This is a genomic window from Methanosarcina spelaei, assembly GCF_002287235.1.
In the GTDB taxonomy this organism is placed as follows: Archaea; Halobacteriota; Methanosarcinia; order Methanosarcinales; family Methanosarcinaceae; genus Methanosarcina; species Methanosarcina spelaei.
In genome coordinates this window covers 1-21,864 of the sequence record NZ_LMVP01000379.1, presented here as the reverse complement: position 1 = coordinate 21,864, position 21,864 = coordinate 1, and the positions used below count along the sequence as shown (strand labels likewise).

The window sequence follows — 21,864 nt, the reverse complement described above, 5'->3', positions numbered from 1 at the left end:
CCAAGTTTGTTTGATGAGCTTATCCCTTAAATCAAAGTTTGATCTTCAAGTTTAATCTTTCAGTAACCTAGTCTCTTATTTGTCTAGTCTCTTATTTGTCTAGTCTCTTATTTGTCTAGTCTCTTATTTGTCTAGTCTCTTATTTGTCTAGTCTCTTATTTGTCTAGTCTCTTATTTGTCTAGTCTCTTATTTGTCTAGTCTCTTATCTGTCTAATCTCTTATTTATCTAGTCTCTTAATTGCCTAGTTTCCCAGTAGCTAATTGAGCTTCTCATCTTTAAAGATCAATACTGAAAATTTTTAATAATCATGAGTAAAGTGGGGTTTGGGATAGGTTCAAAATAGAATACTAATCAAGGTGTCATTATGTCCGAAAAGAATTTCAATTTTCATTCTCAGGAAAAGGAAAACGGTTCCGAACAGCCGTATGAGAACACTCAAAAGAGTGGACTTCTCAGTTTCCTCCGTCGTTTTCACGTTCATTCTCATGGCCACTCCTGTACTCATTCCCAGGTACACTCTCATAAACACTCTCACGGGCACAGCCACACTCATGGGACTGTGGACCCTTCCATACTTGCTACTAATAAAGGGCTCTGGGCAGTAAAATGGTCGTTTATAGGGCTGATGATCACAGCCATTTTGCAGATTTTCATAGTTTTTATTTCAGGAAGTGTTGCCCTTCTTGCCGATACTATCCATAACTTCGGGGACGCATCAACTGCAATTCCTCTTGCAATAGCTTTTTCCCTGGCCAGAAGAAAACCAAGCAAACGCTTTTCCTATGGATACGGGAGGGTAGAGGATCTTGCAGGTATAGTCATCGTTTTCCTTATTCTTTTCAGTGCGGCTGTTGCAGGTTATGAGTCTGTAAACCGCTTCTTGAACCCTCAGCCTGTAGAACATTTGCAGGCTGTAGTTATTGCCGCAATTATAGGCTGTGTCGGAAACGAGGTTGTGGCCCAGTTCAGGATGAAAGTTGGAAAGGAAATCGGAAGTGCAGCCCTTATTGCAGATGGATATCATGCCCGAATAGACGGTTTTACCAGCCTTGCGGTCCTTATCGGAGCCATCGGTATCTGGCTTGGATATCCTATCATTGACCCTCTAATTGGAATGTTAATCACAATCAGTATTCTCAAAATAGTCGTTGACTCGAGTAAGCTCGTGTTTACTCGCCTTCTTGATGGCGTTGAGCCTGAAGTTTTTGATAATGTAAAGAACATTACTGAAAGTGTAGAGGGTGTCTGTGAAGTAACCGACCTTAGAGTACGCTGGATAGGGCACCGTCTACATGCAGAGATCAATGCTTCAGTTTCGCCTTCTCTTTCAGTTGAGGAAGGACATGAAATCGCTAATTCTATAAGAGAAAAACTTCTTGAAAACTTCTCTTACCTTTCCGGCACCATTATCCATGTTGATCCTCTCACGGCCTCAGGAGAGTGCTGCCACTACGGGTCTGATAATTCGGAAATTCTGCATGGAAAACAGAAGCAGGTTTCAAATGCCTGTTCCCAATAAGGTCCTATGAGATTTTAGTTATGGGTGGCACTTTATTGTAAAAGTCTTATCCTTCTAAGGGACTGCATTAATTTCGTCATTAGGTTCTGGTGAACTTGCCGGAACCTTCAGGCTATTTTCAAGTAAAAAATGCGTCAATTTCTTCAAATACCTATTTTGCCCTTTATCTCAATTGATTGGGTGTTGTAGCGATAATTCTGTAAAATCATAAATTTTGAAAAGTTGTTTTATCCCAAAACTATTTCGCTTTTTTAATTTTTCTTCTATTGCGTTATATTGGACTTTCAAACGGCTTTGGATCTGCGAAATCATTTCAGGATAAACACAAACTGCCTTTCATCGAGAGCAGCCGGCGAAGAGATCCAGTACCCTCTTATGACAGGTTTGAGAATCCGAATTCCTTTGGAATTAGTGGACAGCTACTTGTTGGATTCCAATTAAACCAAGTGTATTATTCAACGTGGTTCCCGTAATGGTGTATTCTGCGGTTGCCGGGTTGCCTTTCTCATATATAAATTGCTGCTTAGCTTCGTTGTCTTTGCCCGCAACAACAATGGCTTTCAATATGATGGTTGAACCATTTGGAACGCCTAAATCCCCTGGGTCAACTTTTTTCGTTTTGCCGAGTGTGATACCGTCTGTTTGTTCTGATTTCTTCCAATTAACGCCGTCCGATGTGTATTTAAACTCCATCTTGACAACGAACCCACCTCCGTTATGGAGGGAAACATATCCGACTTTGTCTGTCATAATGATCACTATCCTAAAATCCTTACAATGTATATAAAGATATTGCAAAAGTTTGATGGTGATGTCTTTCCGTAACGAAAAAAGTTCCAACCTACCAGTAGACGATTTTATTTTATTACTAATAGTAATTGTCGGACAGCCTGTTTAGGGTGGAATGGCCGCCCATAATTTGATTTTATCTTTTATCTAAAGACTGGATAGTGAAAATCTTGTAAAATAGTAAATCTCGAAAAGTCATATATCAAATTGTGAGACCGCAGTTAATATAGTATATGGTTCAGCGATTACAGATATTGATGAGCGCACTAATCGAATTTTGAATATTATCAAGGCTAAACATGGTTTAAAAAACAAAAGTGCTGATATAAATTAAATGGCTAAAGAAATGGCTGAAGAAACGGCTGAAGTGTAAGAAGATGTGATTTTATAATCTGAGTTAATGAGAATGATTAACTTTCCTATTGTGAAAGGTTTACTCTGACTTTTCAATAAAGCCAGATTTTTTGCACTAAAGCGGAAATATCATGTTTAAGTTGCTAATAAACATCATATTTAATTTGTTAATCAACAACATACTTAATTTGTTAATCAACATAATGGAATTGTTTAAATAATTACTATAATAATTTGTAGCTGTTATAATTCTTTGTTGGATTACTTCGTTGTTTTGTCTACTCATCTCATAACATATCTTAGGGACCTAAAAAATGAAAACATTTTCTGCTATCATTTTCTCTATCATTTTATTTATGTTACTGTCACCTGGAATAGCTGGAGCAGTAAATCAAAATGACATTAACCAGGAGCTTCAGCAAGGAGGTATAATTCACCTTCCTGCCGGAACTTATACTTTAACAGATTCAATAATTCTTCAATCTAACACTATTTTAGAAGGTGAACCCGGAACTGTGATTACAATTCCGGATCACGCTGGATGGCCTGCATGGAAACCACTAATCTCAGGAAATAGTGTCCAAAATGTCACAATTCGAAATTTGGAAATTAATGCAAACAGCAACGGAAATTTAGAAACCCCGCATGGTGCAGGTTATTATAACTGCATCCATGTAGTCGATTGCGATAATTTACAGGTTTATAACTGCACTTTCCATGATAGTTTAGGAGATGGCCTGAGAACCAAAAGATGTGAAAACATTAAGTTTCATAATAATCTTGTTTACAGACTCGGACATGAAGGCTTCTTTGGCATTGAGAGTCAGTATATTGAATGTTTCAATAATCGAATAACTACAAGAACAAACAGTGGTCTCAGGATTTGGAACTCTGCAAATGTCAGGTTCCATGACAATGTTATAGATGCGCAATTGGATGCCGGTGGAGGTGATCCTGGCATTCAGATCGAAGATTCCAAAGGTTCTGTAGGTAATGTGGAGATCTATAATAATGTCCTTAATAGAACATGGGGAAAAGGTATCTGGTTAGTTGCCTATGATTCGGGAGTCTCAAACATTCAAAAGGTTCTGATTCATCACAATTTATTCTATGAAATCGGACAGAGTTATAATATTCCATCTATAGGAGGCATAGTTAACGATGGATTCCAGGGTACTCGGATTTATAACAATGTTTTTGACGGGGTGAAAAACAACGCCTTTAGAAATCAAGCCGGAGGACAAGGCACAGTAATAAAAGATAATGTTTTTACAAATACAGTTCAACATACTTCAATTTCTCAGACGGCAACAGGCTATGCGATTGCTGATCTTGCAGGAGCAAACCTTTCTGTAACTAACAATTCTTTTTACAATAATGAAAACGGGGATGCATATCAAACAGGTATTTCTAATGCCTATTTTAGAGATCCTGAAACTCACCAGACTTTTTCAGGTTGGACCTGGACAGGCTCAACATGGACATGTAAGTTTGTAAAACCAACGGAATTGGGCTCTATTCCACTTACTACAACCATCAGGTTACGACTAATGGCAATAATATACAGCATATTGTATTGTAAAGTTTTTAACTGAACACAATATGAAGTATGTAAATATGGAGATGATCCCAAAACTCAAAATCGCTTCTCTGAATCCTATAGACCGTCTCATCTCTATGTTTTTTGTTTTTTGCGTTTGATGGGGAAGCGATTGTTAGATGAATTATACTGTTAGATAAATGTTACTTTTATATGAGTGTTACTTCAGGTATGATCTTACTGCAATTGAGAATATCTCCTGAGAGGGCGTGTATCCTTTTTCTTTATATTCAAATTTTTTGTCATACTTTTCTGCATCAGCTTCATTAATTTCTAATACCGGACTATATTTATACTTCCAATTATGTCCTCTAACAGTTCCTTCCTTTAATTCTAAAGCAAGCATTCCGTAAGGATATTCACCATTCATGTCGCTAATATTGAAATCTTTACTGCTTTTAAAACCATGCTTGCAATAGTTATGGGGGTCCCCGAATATAACAATCACACCTATTCCATCGTTTTTGGCAATGTTAATTGTTTGACGAATTAATGCACTGCCTACACCTTTCCGCTGATATTTCGGTAACACACTTATGGGGCCAAAACTCGCAATTTCTATCTTAATTTCATCTTCCGAATACAACCAGGCTTTGGTGTACATAATGTTACCAATTATTTCACCATTATATTCTGCAACAAAATCAAGTTTCTTAATAAAATCAGGATGATTTCTCATAATATGTACTAAATAATGCTCGTTACAGCCAGGCACATAGAGGTTCCAAAATGCTTCTCTTGTCAAGTTTTCGACTTGATTGAAGTCCTCTGCTTTTTCATTGCGAATTGTAAAATCCATGATTAATTCCTTTTTTGTTTTATTCGGTATAAGTATCTGATTAATGTTAATTACAGCAATTCAATGATATTAAATATCAGTATATTGGGCAGTAGATCATTTAAATGCAGTAGTCTTTGCCTAAACTTATTGTATTTTTTTATCTCAAAAAATAGTCTCCAATCACATCTCTATTCAAGCGAAAATCATGTGAGTTTACGAAAACAGCTGTATACTACGTAATATAGACCTTTTGCAGTTGCATAGGATGACTAGATCATGAAGCTTAGGAGTCGTCACAGAACAAACTATGTATAAGTTTCGATTGGATGCCTTGATTTTCAAGATCATTATCACCAATTAAAAATTAACTTTATGAAAAGTTTGCCTAATCTGTTTTGTGACAGTTACTTAATGAAATTATATAGAAACTGTCATATCCAGAGCTTAATTCAAGAAAATAGCAAGTTAAATACAAGGTTTTTGCCGGAAGTCACAGAGAATAAGAAACACTGGTGAAAAATTTGGCGACAAGTTTGATCTTTGATTATACGCTAATCCACCAATTCATAATTAGGTTATTAAATCTCGAACTTGAATAATCAATAAATCTTCAAATATGAAATTGATTCTGAAACTTTTATTAATGTGTAAATCAGATCGATTTTGCTCTGAGATTGTATAAAGTAAACTAAATATAATAGAAGAACCGAATCATTGGAAAATAAAAAATAAAAAAAAAGTATAGATAACAGAATTATGATTTTGAATAGAAGCTGTGATCATGACTGCTATGGAATCTCATTTGAAGGGATACACCGGCCTTAATATTGGCTTGATTTTCGGTGGATTTTGTCTTTTAGTTGCTGGTTATTTTTTATCTATTCCTTTGTTTACAGCTATTGGAGGAACATTTTTCGGTGCAAGTTTAGGTTCTTTATTTGGTAGAATGGCCAATAAGGATATTATCGAAAATTTTGGTTTATTATCTCAGCCGCAAAAATTCACTTCTGAGGAAGCGAACATTACACTTTTTAGGAAAGAGTGGCATATGTATCACGTTACCAAAATTAATGGTGAATTCGTCTGGAGGTACACTCTATATGATTTTTCAAAAGAATCAGTTCCGGGTTATCTTCAAGCTAGTGTGACGATTGCTAGCCCTTATGATAATACAGCACAAAATCACATTGTAGAAGCAGGAATTAGGAAAAATAAGCTCGTGACTTTAATAACTGCCTGTGAAGGGGATGAAGCAGGTATCCACATTTTTCCAAGGGTTGAACATACATTTAGAAGTGATTATTGCGGTATAGTCGATCTGACAACTTGGGATGATACCCCATCAATAAGCCCAGTAATAATAGTAAGTAAACCAAAATATGGAACCGAACCTACTATAAGAGATCCTGAAGCTAAAGAATTGGATGAATTTTGGATTTCACGTATGAAAACGTATGGTTTTGATTTACTTCCCAGAGTGACTGCCGAAACTGCTAATAAGCCAATAGTACAATCCACGGTACAACCGACAGCACAACCCATAGTACAACAAATTTCAGAACAACCTATAGTGCAACCTACAGTATAGGTACTCAATGAATAATATAAGGATAATTCCAACATAGTTTAAATGTGATTCAAAATAGATGATCTATTCAAGGAAGAAAGTTTGAAATCAATATCTCGAAAACTAAGGAACGACGAAGATATAATTTCATAATTCCTGTTGTCGATATTGTCTTTAGCAACGGATACAAAGCCGTTTCCAAAGTGAATATTTGAAGTTATATTTTTACCATTCCTAATCATCATTAATATTCAGCAGCTTTCATTAGTCAAAAGAATAAACAATATAAAGGGACTGATAGCTGACAATTCTCAGCATAACCTAATTATTTTGCATCTCGTTTAAGGAACGCTGGTATTACCCCAGCTAAATGAAGTTACACAAAAGCAGGCAGTGCATATACAAAGTTTTCAGAAAACAGTAAGTTAAACATGAAGTCCCTTCCGGAGAATACAGAGAATAAAAAATCCTGGTGGAAATTTTGGTAAAATAATAAATGCTACAGGTCAACACTTAATATCTTAATTCCCCACACAAAAGAGATGTTAAAGCATGGATCCCAATATTTCAAATATAAATGTCTCAAGTATAAGCTCTGCCAACTTTCAATCAATATTAACATTAATAGTCGCGATATTTGGTTCAGGATCAATAATTGGGATATTTATACAAAATAAGATCACAAAATTACGTTCCATTGAGGAAAAGCTAATAGAGGACAGAAGAAAAGTATACTTTGATTTATTGGCGCCTTTCATACTAATGTTTACTAAAGGAACCGACCAACAAAAAATAACAGATCAAATGCTATCACAAGAATATAGGAGAACTTCATTTGAATTAACTTTATTAGGTTCAGATAAAGTTGTCAGAGCCTATGGAAATTTAATGCAATATACATTTGAATCCGAAAAGCAGAAAGCTGAAGGTCAAATAATTGATCCAACTATAATAATTAAGCTATATACAACCCTTCTGTTAGAAATACGTAAAGATTTAGGAAACGGAAATACAAGCTTAAAAGAAAAGGACATGATTAGTCACATGATTACAGACATAGACAAATTAAATTTTTAAAAGAACACACCCTAACGTCATGCACACTCCACCAAAACCAAAAAAGTAAGAAAATAAGCCCAAAAGCGAAGCGTTTCTGAACTAAGAGATTGGGTGAGCTTCTCGTAATCAAATTCAAAAGCTTAGAATAAGCCACCCTTTACTCTTAAGTTAAGCCAGGATTTACTCACGGATTTATTGAAATCCTATACGGCTTTTTCCTTTTTTACATGTATATTCTTTCGCGTTAAGTTTCAATTTTTTTTAACAATTCTTGTTTTATGTGATTTCCTGCATACAGCAATGCAATTAAATATGTCGAAAAGAATAGGTCGGATCCTGGGAATGATATAAGTGGAATTGATATAATCAGGGCCATAAGTCCTAATGTAAACCACACGAGTACGTTAGTTATCCGGTCTGACGTATCATTGGAATAAGTGTTTTTTATTTTATAGTATGTCCATGCTCCTAGAAGGATAGACAGCATAAAGAATAAGGAGGCTAGAAAAAGTATTGCTTTTATTAATGAACCGACGTTAATTAATAAACCGATTTCATATTCGTTAAAATTGATTATTTGGATCTTATATACTATAGTCCATAATAGTAATGCAGAGAACCCGATAATTTGGATTATTCTATCTTTTATCGAAAATGAAGATGGTTCGATTCTATTATAAGTCCGAAGACTTTCAGTACCCAATCAATCACCTTTCTCAAAACTTAACGATTAACCTTAGGCATGTCTTCCTAAATTTATCTTTCTATTTTTAAACAAATTTTTACTGAAGCTTTTATAAACTAGACCATTCCATATACAATAGGAATATAAGAGTTTTCACCGATTAATAGATGGTTAAATGTCTAAAACGTAGGAAATAAGCCCAAAAGCTCAAGTTCATCCAGAATTTACTCTGGATTTTTGAAAATTTTTCTTATTACGTATTTTCCTGTATACGTCAATACAATTAAGTATATACCAAAAAATTGGTTGGATTCTGGAAATAAATAAAGTGGAATTGATGTCATAAGTAAAAATAGTCCTAATGCAATCCATTTAACTGCACTAATTATCCACTTTGACTGATCTTTAGAATAAGAACCTTTTATTTTATAATATGCCCGTGTTGACTCAGTACCAAAACCTAGTGATGAATTTAAAGTTCAAAATCACTAGGTTTTGTAATTAGTCATGATCCTTGTGACATAACTTAAAAATTGAAGTCTTTAGATGTAGAATATTGATTTTGATGATAACTGGACTCTTCTTGCTAACTCAGGTCTTCAATTAAAAAATACGAAAATCACTGGATTTTGGAACAGAGTCCCCGTGTTCCTAGGAGAATAGATACCATAAATGAAAATGCCGTTAAATATAATATTAATTTTATTAAATCATCTTCATATTCGTTAAAATTGGTTGTTTGGATCGCATATACTACGAGCCACAGTAGTAATGCAGAGAACCCGATAATTTGTATTATTCTATCTTTCATCGAAAATGAAGATGGTTCGATTCTATTACAAGTCTGAAGATTTTCAGTACTCACTTAATCACCTTTCTCAAAACTTAACGATTAACCTTAGGCATATCTTCCTAAATTTATCTTTTTATTTTTAAACAAATTTTTACTGGAGCTTTTCTGAACTCGATTGTTCCATAACAACAAGCATATCAGAGTTTTCACCGATTAATAGATGGTTAAATGTCTAAAACGTAGGAAATAAGCCCAAAAGCGAAGCGTTTCTGAACTGGGTAAGATTAGGGGGAGCTTCTTATAATCAAATACAGGGACTTAGAATAAGCCGTCCTTTACTCTCAAGTTCAGCCAGGATTTACTCACAGATATTTTGAAATCTTATACGGCTTTTTCCTTTTTTACATGCATGTTCTTTCGTGTTAAGTTTCAATTTTTATTAACATTTTATCTCTTACATATTTTACTGCAAACAGCAACATAATTGAGAATATTGCAAAGAGTTTATCGGATTCTGGGAATAATATAAGTGGAATTGGCATCATGAGAACAAGTAATCCTAATGTAAACCATTTAATTAATTTAATTATCCATTTTGACTGATTATCGGAGGATGAATTTTTTGTTTTATAATGAATCCATATTCCTAGGAAAATAGATAATATAAAAGAAAAAGAGGCTAGAAATAATAGTGATTTTATTAATGAACCGACATCAAGTGATGAACCGTCGGCATATTCGTTAAAATTGATTGATTTGATCGTGTATACAGCAATACATAGCAGTAATGCAGAGAATCCGATAATTTGTATTATTCTGTCTTTTATGAAACATGAAGATGGTTCTATTTTATTACAAGTCTGAAGATTTTCAGTACCCACTTAATCACCTTTCTTAAAACTTAACGATTAACCTTAGGCACGTCTTCCTAAATTTATCTTTCTATTTTTAAACAAATTTTTACTGAAGCTTTTCTGAACTCGATCATTCCATAACAACAAGCATATCAAAGTTTTCACCGATTAATAGATGGTTAAATGTCTAAAACGTAGGAAATAAGCCCAAAAGCGAAGCGTTTCTGAACTGGGTAAGATTAGGAGGAGCTTCTTATAATCAAATACAGGGACTTAGAATAAGCCGTCCTTTACTCTCAAGTTCAGCCAGGATTTACTCCGGACTTTTTGAAATCTTTCCCATTAAGTGTTTTCCTGCATATGTCCATGCAATTAAGTATGCATCAAAGAATCGGTAGAATTCTGGGAAAAATATAAGTGGAATCGATATCATGAGAACAAAGAGCCCGAATATAAACCATTTAACTGCTTTCATTACCTCTGTTGACGGATTATAGGAATAAACACGTTTTATCTTATAATATACCCACGCGCCTAGAAGAATAGACACTAAAGAAAGATGCGGCTACAAATAATACTAATTTTATTAATGAACCGCCATCATATTCATTAAAGTCGATTATTTTGATCGCGTATACTATGAGCCATAGGAGTAATGCGGAGAACGCGATAATTTGGATTATTCTATCATTTATAGAAAATGAAGATGGTTCGATTTTATTATAAGTCCGAAGACTTTCAGTACCCAATCAATCACCTTTCCCAAAACATAACGATTAACCTTAGACATGTCTTCCTAATTTATCTTTCTATTTTTAACAAATTTTTACTGAAGCTTATCTGAACTCTATCATTCCATAGATTACGGTCATCGATAGGAAAAACTAGGGCTGAAAATTGACCGCAATAGAGATTCTGTAATCAAAAAAGCAGGAAGTCTCTAAGGTGATCATGCTTGCCCAATTAATAAAATTTCTGTAAGAGTTCATGTAATTCTTTTCATTGTGTTTTGGAAAATGAGTAAAGAGTCAATGCATTTTTAAAATCTTTTTCTAAAAACGGAGAATACAGCAGGCCGATAAATGGGAGTTTTAGTAGGGGTCTTTGTGAAAACAATCTGATTTAGTAGGTAGCTTTTACGTCTGAAATAGAACCATCGACCTGCCAGGATAACAATACAGTCCGATGTATAAAAATATTCTGATAATTATAGTTCAGTAAATATCTTACTGATTACCTTACTGATTACCTTACTGATTACCTTACTGATTACCTTACTGATTACCTTACTGATTACCTTACTGATTATCTTACTGATTACTGAATTTGGTAATGTTTTAAAAAGTATTTCATTTTTTAGCCGAAATAAGTCAGCTTAAGATAAAACTATCTCTAATGTTTTTAGGGTACTTTCCGGTTTTTCATCGCTGTTTCACAGGTGCTGTCGGCTGCTGCAGCTTCTGCATTCACAAGTCCATATCCGTACAGATTATCTCTTCCTGGAGTACCGAGATCTGTAGCTGTTTGTGCAAGCCTGCTTCTTATATTGTCATTGGTAAAAGATGGGTTTGCTGCCAGAACCAGTGCTGCAGTTCCTGCAACATGAGGACATGCCATGGATGTCCCGCTTAACGAAGCCCAGCCATCCTGATAGGTTGAGAGAATATTAACGCCTGGCGCAGCAAGCTCAACATCTGGACCTGTGCTTGAAAATGAGGCCCTTTTATTCATGGAATCGGTTGCACCAACTGCTATTACTGAACCGTAGGCTCCGGGATAATCTACAGAATCTCCTGTTCCTCTTTCATTTCCATCGTTTCCAGCAGCTGCAACCAGCAGAATTCTGGAATCGTATGCTTGTGAACATGCTGCTTCCAGTGCTGTCGTTCCATCATTTGAACCCAGACTCATGGATATAATCTGAATATCATTTGAAGTATCCGCATCCTTACAGGTATCAATTGCCCATTCAATTGCAGTTATCAAGTCGCTGACATTGCCGCTTCCTGTACGATTAACAGTTTTAAGTGAATAGAGATTAGCTTCAGGAGCAACGCCGATAACTCCTATATCATTATCTGCGGCAGCAATGATACCGGCACAATGTGTCCCATGCCCGTTATCATCAAGAGGATCGGCATCATTGTTTACGAAATCATATCCTCCTTTATAATTGTCACACAGGTCAGGATTATTATAATTAATTCCGGTGTCAATTATTGCAACGTTTATTCCAGTCCCTTTGTCACCATTTGTATGTACCACTGGAGCCCCAATTCTAGTTATTCCCCACGGTACGACCTCTTCCAGTACACTTACTTCATAGTCCGGTTCTATGCATGCGATTTTGTTATTTTTTTTCAGATTCTCAATTGCCTGTTCCGGAAGGTCAGCAGCCACTGCAGGTATGTACTTGTAGCTGTGTGTTACTTTTCCATGAAGCTGTACAATCTCTGGATCAGCTTTATCTTTAAAGCTTATGATTACCGGTGCTGCTCCAGCAGTAGTGATCATTAAACTGCTAACAAAAATCAGCGTCATAAACAACATTACCCTTCTCCGCATAAATATTCAAATATCCATTATTTTATATAACAATTGCCAAATATTATCACAAAATAAACATAATTATCCTTTTTTGAATATTTATTACAAACGTATATCAAAAGGCCAAAATTATCCACAGCGTACAAAAACTTGACTTATAGTTTACAGCAAATTCACAACACTGCCATTTTCAAATAAAACGAGATAGAGTACTATCTTTAATGTCAACATGTACCTAAATTTCAGAAACGGAAAAGAAAAGAGCATTATTAGCACTGAACTATTAGACATTGAACTATTAGACATTAAACTATTAGACATTGAACTATTAGACATTGAACTAGATAAATTATGTATTAAGAAATATGGTGACTCAGTATCAAAATCCAGTGACGAACATAAAATAAAAAATCACTAGATTTTGTAATTGGTCACCATCCCTGAGATACAACTTTGGGATTGAAGTCTTTAGATGTCGAATATTGATTTTGATGAAAACGGGATTCTTCTTTCGAATTCAGATTTTCAATCAAGAAATGAAAAAATCACTAGATTTTGGAACAGAGTCAATATGGTTTGGTTTTTATAATGCTACCATTATCATCGAAATACTCAAATATTTTAACTCACACTTTTTCCTTATGCTGTTAACAAAAACAAAAATAGGGTCAAGTAAGATAAACGGTATTGGTCTTTTCGCTAATCAATTTATTCCAAAAGGAACTATAATATGGAAGTTTCACTCTGGATTTGATATCAAAATTGATAAAAATGAACTTGCTAAACTGCCGGAGACAACTAAAGAATGTTTTTTGAAATATGCATATCTTAATCCGGATACAAATAAATATATTCTATGTCTTGATGATGCTCGTTTTTTTAATCACTCCGATGATCCTAATTGCATAGACGAAACTCCCGAAGAAGAGAACGAAGGAATAACTTTTGCTGCAAGAGATATACAACAAGGCGAAGAGCTTACTTCTGACTACAGAAAATATGATGCCGATTATGACTACAAAATGAGCATCCCTTGATTTTGAATTTGATGACTGAATAGCTGCCAATATTTCTATAAATTCAAAGTCAAGTTTTTGAGTACTGTAATATAACGGGTATTTTGAAATGGGCTGTAGCGTCAAGTTTCAAGGTTTAAATCGAGCCTAGTGAAAACAAGTTCAGAGAGAATTCCTGCAGAGTCATTATAATTAGTCTTCAAAATGAACAGAGAAAACAAGCAAATTTCAGAAAAATTCGTTATATGAATTTAAAGTTATGTTGACCCCACTTTCCGCAGATGTACACAAAAATGCCACTTATTATCTCAATACGGCAATAAGCTAAAAACTTAAAATCGGATTTGATGAGATAATATGGCAAATCGGCAAATAAATTCTACATCTGTGTACATCTGCGGAATGTAGGTTGACCATTATCCAATTGTAGAAACATCCAATTGTAGAAACGATTTAAATTTTAAAACATGCTCTAAGGAAAAATAGCTATATAAAACAGTCAAAAAAGAAAATGGAAAAAGAAAACGAAAAAATAAAATGAAAAAATAAAATGAAAAAATAAAACGGAAAAGAAAAGAGCATCAAACGAAAGCTCTCTTCTTTCAATATTCTTTCAATATTCTTTCAATATTCTTTCAATATTCTTTCAATATTCTTTCAATGAGTTTTTACATCTTCTTTTTATAGAATCCGAGATAGATTCCACCAATGGCTGCTAATACGAAGAGAATCCCAAAAATATCGGAACCCGAAAATGAGAAACCGCTATTATCTGGCTCGTCTACGGAGTCTTTTTGCATCTCATAGCCTTCAACATAATCCTGGTCAGCAGCTGATTTTGAGACATCGGGAGCAGGTTCGGGAGAATCAACTCCATATCCTGCATCGCTCTCTACAACAGTCTGATTGCTGCTCCCTGTACTCCTAATTACAGGCGTCGAACTTCCTTTATTCCCGCTACTGCTGTGTTTTTCACCACTGCTGCTTTGTTTTTCAGTATCTTCCTGTTCAAGGGATTCCTGCGTAGCATTTTCTATTGCTTCGCTAAAACCCGGGACCGAGACCATGCCTGATACGTAGCTGTTGAGAAGGGGATTTCCGCAGGTATGGTGGCAGCAGGTAACCCCATCTTCAACTACGGACTCTTCATATTCCGTAGCCAGGTTTTCGAGTACCTCATCCGAAGCATCCCAGTTCCCTTTGCGGGCGGTCTCAAGCATTCTGGCTGTCATAGCCTGGTAAGCATAAGGATTATTCTGCTTAACCCAGTCTCTTAGTTCCTGATCTGCCACGTACGTCTTATATACATGGTTCCATACGTCATCACTGATCAAGTCCGGGTTCGTAGCTTCCCAGCCCCAGAGGTTCTCAACGAAATCTGACATTTCCCTGGCTCCTGCATAACCGTTACCCTGCATACCTTCGATCCATTTTGAATTGAAATATCTGGAGTATGTTTCCCTCGTGAGAAACTTTTCCAGGGTTTCGGTTTTCTCGTCTCCGTTTGTCAGCATGTTCGTGATATATGAATCAGGATACTCTCCTCCCGAAACATAACTGACCGCAAGATTCAGCCCTCCCATGTACTGGAAAAAGTCATCGTTGTCCAGAGTTCCATAGAGGTTTGTACTCCGACTGTGTACTGTAGCTTCAATTCCTTCAAGGTTCTTTTCAAAAAGATCCTTCAGGTTTTCGCCCCATACATCTTCTCCGTAGGCATTGCACATCTTGCTAATGTAAAGATCTGCAAGTGCGCCATTGGTTTCCCAAGTATCACTTGCAGAAACTGCATTGGGAAGACCTGTGCCGTAAGCGCCGTCCGAAGACCCGAAAATCCTGAGCAAGGCAAGGTCCAGAACTTCACTTTCATTAAGGGAACTTTCACTCGTCAAAGAAGATTTCAGAGCATCTGTATTTTCCCGGACATAATTGGGAGAGTCTTCCTGGGCATAAGCCAGTTTTACGGCCTTGTCCAGCAAGCGAACCTTGTCAGGGTACATGTCTCTGTAGAGGCCTGAAATTTGCATTACCACATCAATACTCGGTCTTCCCAGCGTCTCCATAGGAATAGCTTCCACATCAACTACCCTGCCGCTGTTCCACACAGGCTTAACCCCGAGCAGGTAGAGGATCTCTGCTTCCATAACCCCTTCGTGCCTTGTGGTTTCTCCTGCCCAGAGGACGTAAGCCACCTTTTTCGGGTAGATTCCGTGCTCGGCAACGTAGGCTTCAAGCATCTGATCAGCCATTTCCTGCCCGAGAGTCCAGGCAGCTTCTGTTGGCACTATCCGCTGGTCAAAAGCGTAGAAATTTCTTCCGGACGGTAGAGTTTCAGGATTTCTAACAGGGTCGCCTCCGAGGTTCCCGGGTATAAAACTGCCGTTCAGGGCCTTGAGAACCTGATTGATTTCCTCTTCCCCAAGAGACAGGTTTACAGCATACTCTTTTGCACTGGAAAGGAAAGTATTGACGGTTTCGTTTCCTTTTCCAAGTACCTTCTTCTGGGCAGTTGTGGAGTTGACTCCCTGGTTCAGGACCAGGTCAAGCAGATAAAGCTGAGCTCCTTCGGTTTTATTGAATTCATTAACCGAATCAGCAAACTCAGTGCCTAGCATGGAATTTACCATGCCCACAAGCTGCTCTCCTTTCGGGCTTGTGCCCAGGACATGCAGTCCGTAAGGCATGGACTGGCTCTTATACTCATCCAGAAGATCTTCAAGCCCTTCCAGAAAAGTGGTACTAAAGTAAGTCTCGTTGTTTTCTGCCTCTGTCATGTTGAAATCTTCATCCAGGGAAAGAGACTGAGTCAGGTTTAAAACCTCAGACCTGTGAGCCGCTTTAAGGGAAGCGTTTGTATCTGCCTGTTCATAGTTCTGGATAGCTTCGCTCAGATTTGCATAATCCCCATAGCTTCCTGCTGAAAGAATTGGCGGGACAAGATGATCAACTATGACTGCTCCTCCTCTGCGCTTTGCCTCATTGCCTTCACCAAGCCCGTCCATGACATAAGGATAAATCACGGGCTTATCACCTATCATCAGGGAAGGCCAGTCGTACCTGGAGAGCCCGAACTCTTTTCCAGGCAGCCATTCCTGAGTACCATGCCTGCCGAAGTGGACAAGGGCATCACTGCCGAATCCTCCTTCTTCCTTGGAATGCTGGAGCCAGAGGTAGAAAGCAATGTACTGGTGGTGAGGAGGTAAATCCTTGTCATGATAGAGAGCCTCGTTATCATCAAGCCAGCCTCTTGAAGGCTGCGGAGCCAGAATAACGTTTTCCTCTACTTCAATTCTGGGGATCACAAGATATTTTCCACTCTCGTTTTCCCAGACCATGATCTTTCCAGGAGCCGGACCCCACTGGTCAATTACCTCCTGCTGTCTCTCTTCAGGGAGTTCCGAAAACCATTGCTCATAAGTACTTTCCGGGAGGAGAACGACTTTTCCGGTATCAACCAATTTCTTGAGTTCCCCTGGAGCCCAGGTCCCTATATTGATACCTTGAGTAAGCATCAAGTTCAGGAGTTCGGTTTCGTTAAGGGACTGGCGTTCGTTCAAGGCATAACCGTCTTTAGCCATAGCATCAAGAAGGTTGGACAAACTCGGAACGACATCGAGATAAGAGGCCCCTATATTATCCTTCCCTCCTCCGTGATTATAATAGATTATAGCAACTTTTTTGTCCGACTCCGGAATTTCACTAAGGTTTACCCAGCTTCCCACGCGGTCAACGAGCCAGTCTACCTGGTAATCTATGGAAACCGAAGTCTCGGTCTCTGTTTCGGGATCTACTTCCGTTGCAGCCATTATTATCGGGTCAATAGCTCCCCAGAGTTCCTGCAAATCGAGCTTCATCATCTTGTCCGCAGGAAGCGGTCTGCTGCTGGCTTCATACTCGGTTTTGTTCATGTAATTGTCAATAATGCCGTTAATTACAGGTACATCGAGATCTTCGGCATCAAACTTGTTGCCAAAGTACGTAAATGAAATAATCGCATCTACAAGAACTTCATCCCCCTGCTTGAAAAAATCACCTGAGGATAGGTTATCGGATCCATATGTGGCAATAACATTGTAGCCTTTTGCTTCCAGTTTTGAGGTCAAGGCATCAATTGGTTCAATCTGGAATGGGAAATAGCTCTGGTACATGGTAATTGCAACTGTGGGCTTTGCAGGATCGTATACATGCCCTCCATCACTTCGGTTTGAATACCACGCAAGGTAGGTATCCAGAGAATCGGTAAAGTAGCCTGTCATGTTCGTGTGATAGATCGCTCTTTCAGGAAGCGTATGCGGCTCCTCGTACTGCAGGTCAGACCTGCCGCAGCAGTCACTGGCGATACAGAATACGAGATTTTTCAAATTATCCTGTTCATAAGCCCCGTTAAGCCAGTAGTTGTTCAGTTTTTCCCTGTAGCTCTCAATCTGGTCTTCAGGAAGCGGGATACTCTCATTCAAAAGGGTATCATCATCAATAACCACACACCCGTTAGTAATTGCACTGTCCACTGTTGGTGTAAGCTTCTGGGCTGTTGAAGGACTGAGCATATTGATGTATATTATGTCCATCGTGCTCAGGTCAACATCGTTTTCCATCACATAGTCAGCCATAAAGCAGTTAAGAGTAAGGTTTAAGTTGCTGTCATTGTTGAGCTTTTCCATCAGGTTTTTGAGAGGGAGCTCATGGCTCCTGTATCCGGTTACTATTGCAATGTTCAGATTCTGGTTGTTGCTGGAATTACTCTGAATCTGGCTGGAATTACTCTGAATCTGGCTGGAATTACTCTGAACCTGGCTGGAGTTATCCTGAGTTTTACTGGAGTTATTCTGAGTCTCACCGGAATTATCCTGAGCTTCCGTTCCAGCTTCCTTTAACAAAAGAACTTTTGTTGAACCTAGAGGTATAGGGTCAGCATTCATCTGTTTCTGACGGGTGAGTCCGCTAATTTTGGCACTGCCAGACGGGTTAGCATCGCCGCCAGACATTTCAAAAAGAGCTTGTGATTCGTTTTCATCGATATCCCTGCTTGAGGTATCGAGGTTCACTGAAAGATCCGTTCCGTTCTGAATCCGAATTTGTTCATCGGCACGGCGCCATTTGTCCTCGTTGTAAAGAGCTATAAGCGTATAATCTCCGTCGGGAATGTCGGAAAACAGGTAATTACCTTCAGCATCACTGGTTGTGCTGGCAACAAGCTCATATTGAAGATCCACGCTTCCAGCTGCCGAAGATATCGAAAACAGCATTAAAAACATTAAGAATGCCATTATCGAAGCCTTAATTTTCTTTTTCAAAAGACTTATTTCTTTATTCGACTTTTCATTCATAACCTCTACTCCAGAAAATAATTTACCGTTCAGTACTTCGCAAAATAATTGACTTCCTATTATTTAAAAAATAATTTAAAATGTGTTGTTGTGAGGATATTATTACTATGAGACTGCACGCTTTTTGCAAGAAATCCCTTACTCTTTCACTTTTCAATTCTTCATCAGTAGACATGAAAAATTAGATTAGTAAGAAAGATAAATAGCATTGTATGTAAATAACTAAAGTAAACTTTACTTCTCAATGCAAAGAAAAACATCATTTAACACCTGTTATTAAAAAACATTTTAAAGAAAAATAGCCTCACAAGTTCTCGATTCCTCACCTCAATATGTAAACAATTACGTAACTTCAGCTCAATTTTAGTTTACTTGTATAAAAGACTAAGATTTTGGATAATAATCTTTAGCCAATAAGGTAACAATAAATAGGAAATAGGCCAAAGAATTTCATCAAGTGCTATTTATTGAATTATAATCGGTTTAATAGGCGTACTTGCAGTCAAAACAAAATATTTTGAAAATTTATACTTATAAAAAACAAAATATAAAAATAATAAAATATAAAAAGTAACAAAGTCAAAAGTTTGTATAAAATAAAAGGGACAGATATTCAAGATAAATACATGTTACGTTAAGATATTATTTAAAATGAAAATAATTATAATTCATGAATAATTCAAATTAATAGAAAGTAATTACAAAAAACGTTTTTTTGACTGTGTTCCTCTTTCCTTATGACAAGTTTATATGAACAAATATTAATAGAAACAATTTCGTGGATCATAGACAATTTCATAGATCATTTTTCAATGTTGCTTTTAAAGATCAAACTTATTATCGTTTTTGTTAGACTTATATCCTGTTACTAAGATTACAGTGTATAGGTTCCAAAAATAAATCCATTTTAATGTGAAGTCCATTGATTCATAGATAGATTCAAAAATTTCAGATTTGTGGATGTACTTTGGAACCGATGTGCTGAAAAATGGAAGTAATGGTGTTAAACCAGTTTAACTCATTATGACCACCTGCTAACTGATAATACAAGAGTTAAGCAGTATACCTTCCATAATACCTCCTTAAGAACTTATTAAGAACTTTTAAAAAAGTCCTTAAAAAGCTCTTAAGAACTCTTCGTTCAACCCAAATGAAAAAGACCAGATACAGCCAGCACAGCCAAGTCTATGTGGAAGATACTGAAAGCAGGTATCAGCTGCATAATCTATAAACTTCACTGAAAAATAGTTCCGTACATTTTTCCTTAAAATTCAAAAAACGCAAAAACGACTTGGAAGTAAACTAAGGGCCTTTTCTCTGAGGTACAAAATTCTTCTTTTTTCATATTTTTCTTGAGTGGCGGTTAGCCTGCAACTTCAAGGAGTACGAATCCTTTCCTAGGTACACACTTATGGGAATACACAGGTTCCGTACAGGCTAATCGAACCACTATGAAAACATAGGAGGAATACATAATGAAATGAGGAAACATACTTTTCTCGTCTGATTTAAATTTTTTTGATAACGGTAGACCTGATTAAAAAAGCAATCTCGAGTTTACATTACTTCATCATTTCTAGAGCAGTAGAATTGCCTCAAAGACAATTTAGTATCTGTGATCAAAGTCACATCTGAGACTTCGATGACAATTCAATAATTAGTTTTTTGACAGCTTCATAGAACCAAAGAAAAGACAACCTTACTGTCCTAACGTAATGATGAAGTAAATAAACAAAAAAAGTAAATGAAAAGGACTTTCACTTATTTGGGCATATTATTCAAAGAATATAATGCGCATTTTTTGATACCGTTCCATTGTTATATAAGACTTACGGATTGAAGTGAAAAATCAATATCATTAAACTTTCAAATATCAAAAATACTAAACTATTCACAACGGCGACAATGCTTAATTTTGGGCCTTAAGTACTTAAGTCCTAAATTATTATATTTTGATACAGTTTACAAAATATACTTCAACGTATAAGCTTTATTAAATCTTTGTTAAATTAGGAACTAAGTTCATGATATAGTGGTTTTGATTTTAAAATCGTAATCCAATTAGGCCATATTTATGAATTTATCATATGCACTAAAGGGACTCAGAAGAAATAGGAAAAAGAAAAACCAAGAGAAATTTTTTTTGATTTATTTCATAATCAGGTTGGAAGTTATTACCCAAAAGGCTAAAAATTGTTAGCCAAAAATTTTTATCTGTAAGAGGAAGTAACAGTAATTGGAAAGAATTATAATTCTCTCCAAATTCCGGAACTTCAAAAAAAGAATTTACATTCTAGCTCCGGGACTGCAGGAGGAAAGTTTCGGTAACAATAAAGTATCTCGCAGCCTCCATCCTCAAAGCCTTAAAAAAACTGGTTGTTCCAAACATCTTGAGAAGGTCAGAAACCTAATCCTTACCACTTGAATGTAGCAGTGGTTCTTTCGCACTGAGCAACCGTTGACTCTATGAAAAGAAAGGAGGTTCTAACAGATGAAAAAATAAAAGTACTTTTTTTCACCTGATACGGCTCTGTGCCCAAATTTTCTTACTAAAAAGGAAATTTAGTGTACTCTCCGGCAAAAAATCTAACTACTAAGCGTCTTGCCAGCAAGATGGCATTATCGGTTTGTTCATTTTTGTCTGTTTAGACTTTCTTGATTTTAATATATATAAATAATGTAATATTAATAATCAAGAAATTGTAAAAAATCAGGATATGAGAAGAAAATAAAAATAAAACGTAAAAAATAAAAAAAACGGAATATCGAACGAAGAATTTAAAAATAAAAAGTTAAGAACCAAATCGGTTGCCTCTCTCACTTTCGAAGGTCCGAAAACTCTTGAAGCAAAAATGAACTATTGCCCAATCTTAAACACCGTTGAACTTAAGATATTGGGATTTCCGCGCAGGCAGACTGAACCCTATGAAAAAATAGGAGAAATGAGAATATGAATAAAAATCCATCAAAA

At 36.5% G+C, this 21,864-nt stretch carries 11 protein-coding genes; 5 read left to right on the top strand and 6 right to left on the bottom strand.

Translation table 11 applies throughout. The annotated features are described in order from the left end of the window. Positions 1-366 precede the first annotated feature (366 nt). Positions 367-1,521, top strand: a complete 1,155-nt coding sequence (locus tag ASJ81_RS14945; protein WP_095645083.1) for a cation diffusion facilitator family transporter — start codon at positions 367-369, stop codon at positions 1,519-1,521. Between the two features lie 408 nt (positions 1,522-1,929). On the opposite strand, the gene ASJ81_RS14940 is transcribed toward ASJ81_RS14945, so the two are convergent. After that, positions 1,930-2,271: a hypothetical protein gene (locus ASJ81_RS14940; protein WP_212556089.1), complete on the bottom strand. Its 342-nt coding sequence runs from the start codon at positions 2,269-2,271 to the stop codon at positions 1,930-1,932. A gap of 707 nt (positions 2,272-2,978) precedes the next feature. Between ASJ81_RS14940 and ASJ81_RS14930 the strand changes: the two genes are divergently transcribed. Further along, positions 2,979-4,259: a right-handed parallel beta-helix repeat-containing protein gene (locus ASJ81_RS14930; RefSeq protein ID WP_095645082.1), complete on the top strand. Its 1,281-nt coding sequence runs from the start codon at positions 2,979-2,981 to the stop codon at positions 4,257-4,259. 165 nt (positions 4,260-4,424) lie between these two features. Here the strand turns inward: ASJ81_RS14930 and ASJ81_RS14925 are convergent, their stop codons facing one another. Further along, positions 4,425-5,063, bottom strand: coding sequence for a GNAT family N-acetyltransferase (locus ASJ81_RS14925; protein WP_095645081.1), 639 nt, complete (start codon positions 5,061-5,063; stop codon positions 4,425-4,427). A gap of 763 nt (positions 5,064-5,826) precedes the next feature. Here ASJ81_RS14925 and ASJ81_RS14920 point away from each other — a divergent pair. Together ASJ81_RS14920 and ASJ81_RS14915 are read left to right on the top strand one after the other, a co-directional pair. After that, positions 5,827-6,633, top strand: coding sequence for a PT domain-containing protein (locus ASJ81_RS14920; RefSeq protein ID WP_095645080.1), 807 nt, complete (start codon positions 5,827-5,829; stop codon positions 6,631-6,633). A 531-nt stretch (positions 6,634-7,164) separates the two neighbouring features. Further along, positions 7,165-7,689 carry a hypothetical protein gene (locus ASJ81_RS14915; protein WP_095645079.1) on the top strand — a complete coding sequence of 175 codons (525 nt, stop codon included), beginning with the start codon at positions 7,165-7,167 and terminating at the stop codon, positions 7,687-7,689. A gap of 1,882 nt (positions 7,690-9,571) precedes the next feature. On the opposite strand, the gene ASJ81_RS14905 is transcribed toward ASJ81_RS14915, so the two are convergent. The 3 genes from ASJ81_RS14905 to ASJ81_RS14900 all read right to left on the bottom strand — a co-directional run bounded on the left by ASJ81_RS14905 (position 9,572) and on the right by ASJ81_RS14900 (position 12,553). Then, entirely contained in the window at positions 9,572-10,030 is a 459-nt protein-coding gene (locus tag ASJ81_RS14905; RefSeq protein WP_095645077.1) for a hypothetical protein, read from the bottom strand. A gap of 286 nt (positions 10,031-10,316) precedes the next feature. Further along, a complete protein-coding gene (locus ASJ81_RS22880) occupies positions 10,317-10,478 on the bottom strand; it encodes a hypothetical protein (RefSeq protein WP_170943336.1) in 162 nt (53 codons plus the stop codon). 926 nt (positions 10,479-11,404) lie between these two features. Next, positions 11,405-12,553 carry a S8 family serine peptidase gene (locus ASJ81_RS14900; RefSeq protein ID WP_170943335.1) on the bottom strand — a complete coding sequence of 383 codons (1,149 nt, stop codon included), beginning with the start codon at positions 12,551-12,553 and terminating at the stop codon, positions 11,405-11,407. 488 nt (positions 12,554-13,041) lie between these two features. On the opposite strand from ASJ81_RS14900, the gene ASJ81_RS14890 reads away from it, so the two are divergent. After that, entirely contained in the window at positions 13,042-13,587 is a 546-nt protein-coding gene (locus ASJ81_RS14890; RefSeq protein WP_095645074.1) for an SET domain-containing protein, read from the top strand. A 647-nt stretch (positions 13,588-14,234) separates the two neighbouring features. Here the strand turns inward: ASJ81_RS14890 and cobN are convergent. Beyond that, positions 14,235-18,893, bottom strand: a complete 4,659-nt coding sequence (cobN, locus tag ASJ81_RS14885; protein WP_095645073.1) for a cobaltochelatase subunit CobN — start codon at positions 18,891-18,893, stop codon at positions 14,235-14,237. Positions 18,894-21,864: the final 2,971 nt, after the last annotated feature.

What these genes read in the sequence shown, in the direction of transcription:
- ASJ81_RS14945 (WP_095645083.1), top strand. Translation starts at nt 367, where the DNA reads ATGTCCGAAAAGAATTTCAATTTTCATTCTCAGGAAAAGGAAAACGGT.
- ASJ81_RS14940 (WP_212556089.1), bottom strand. Translation starts at nt 2,271, where the DNA reads ATGACAGACAAAGTCGGATATGTTTCCCTCCATAACGGAGGTGGGTTC.
- ASJ81_RS14930 (WP_095645082.1), top strand. Translation starts at nt 2,979, where the DNA reads ATGAAAACATTTTCTGCTATCATTTTCTCTATCATTTTATTTATGTTA.
- ASJ81_RS14925 (WP_095645081.1), bottom strand. Translation starts at nt 5,063, where the DNA reads ATGGATTTTACAATTCGCAATGAAAAAGCAGAGGACTTCAATCAAGTC.
- ASJ81_RS14920 (WP_095645080.1), top strand. Translation starts at nt 5,827, where the DNA reads ATGACTGCTATGGAATCTCATTTGAAGGGATACACCGGCCTTAATATT.
- ASJ81_RS14915 (WP_095645079.1), top strand. Translation starts at nt 7,165, where the DNA reads ATGGATCCCAATATTTCAAATATAAATGTCTCAAGTATAAGCTCTGCC.
- ASJ81_RS22880 (WP_170943336.1), bottom strand. Translation starts at nt 10,478, where the DNA reads ATGAAAGCAGTTAAATGGTTTATATTCGGGCTCTTTGTTCTCATGATA.
- ASJ81_RS14900 (WP_170943335.1), bottom strand. Translation starts at nt 12,553, where the DNA reads ATGTTGTTTATGACGCTGATTTTTGTTAGCAGTTTAATGATCACTACT.
- ASJ81_RS14890 (WP_095645074.1), top strand. Translation starts at nt 13,042, where the DNA reads ATGAAAACGGGATTCTTCTTTCGAATTCAGATTTTCAATCAAGAAATG.
- cobN (WP_095645073.1), bottom strand. Translation starts at nt 18,893, where the DNA reads ATGAATGAAAAGTCGAATAAAGAAATAAGTCTTTTGAAAAAGAAAATT.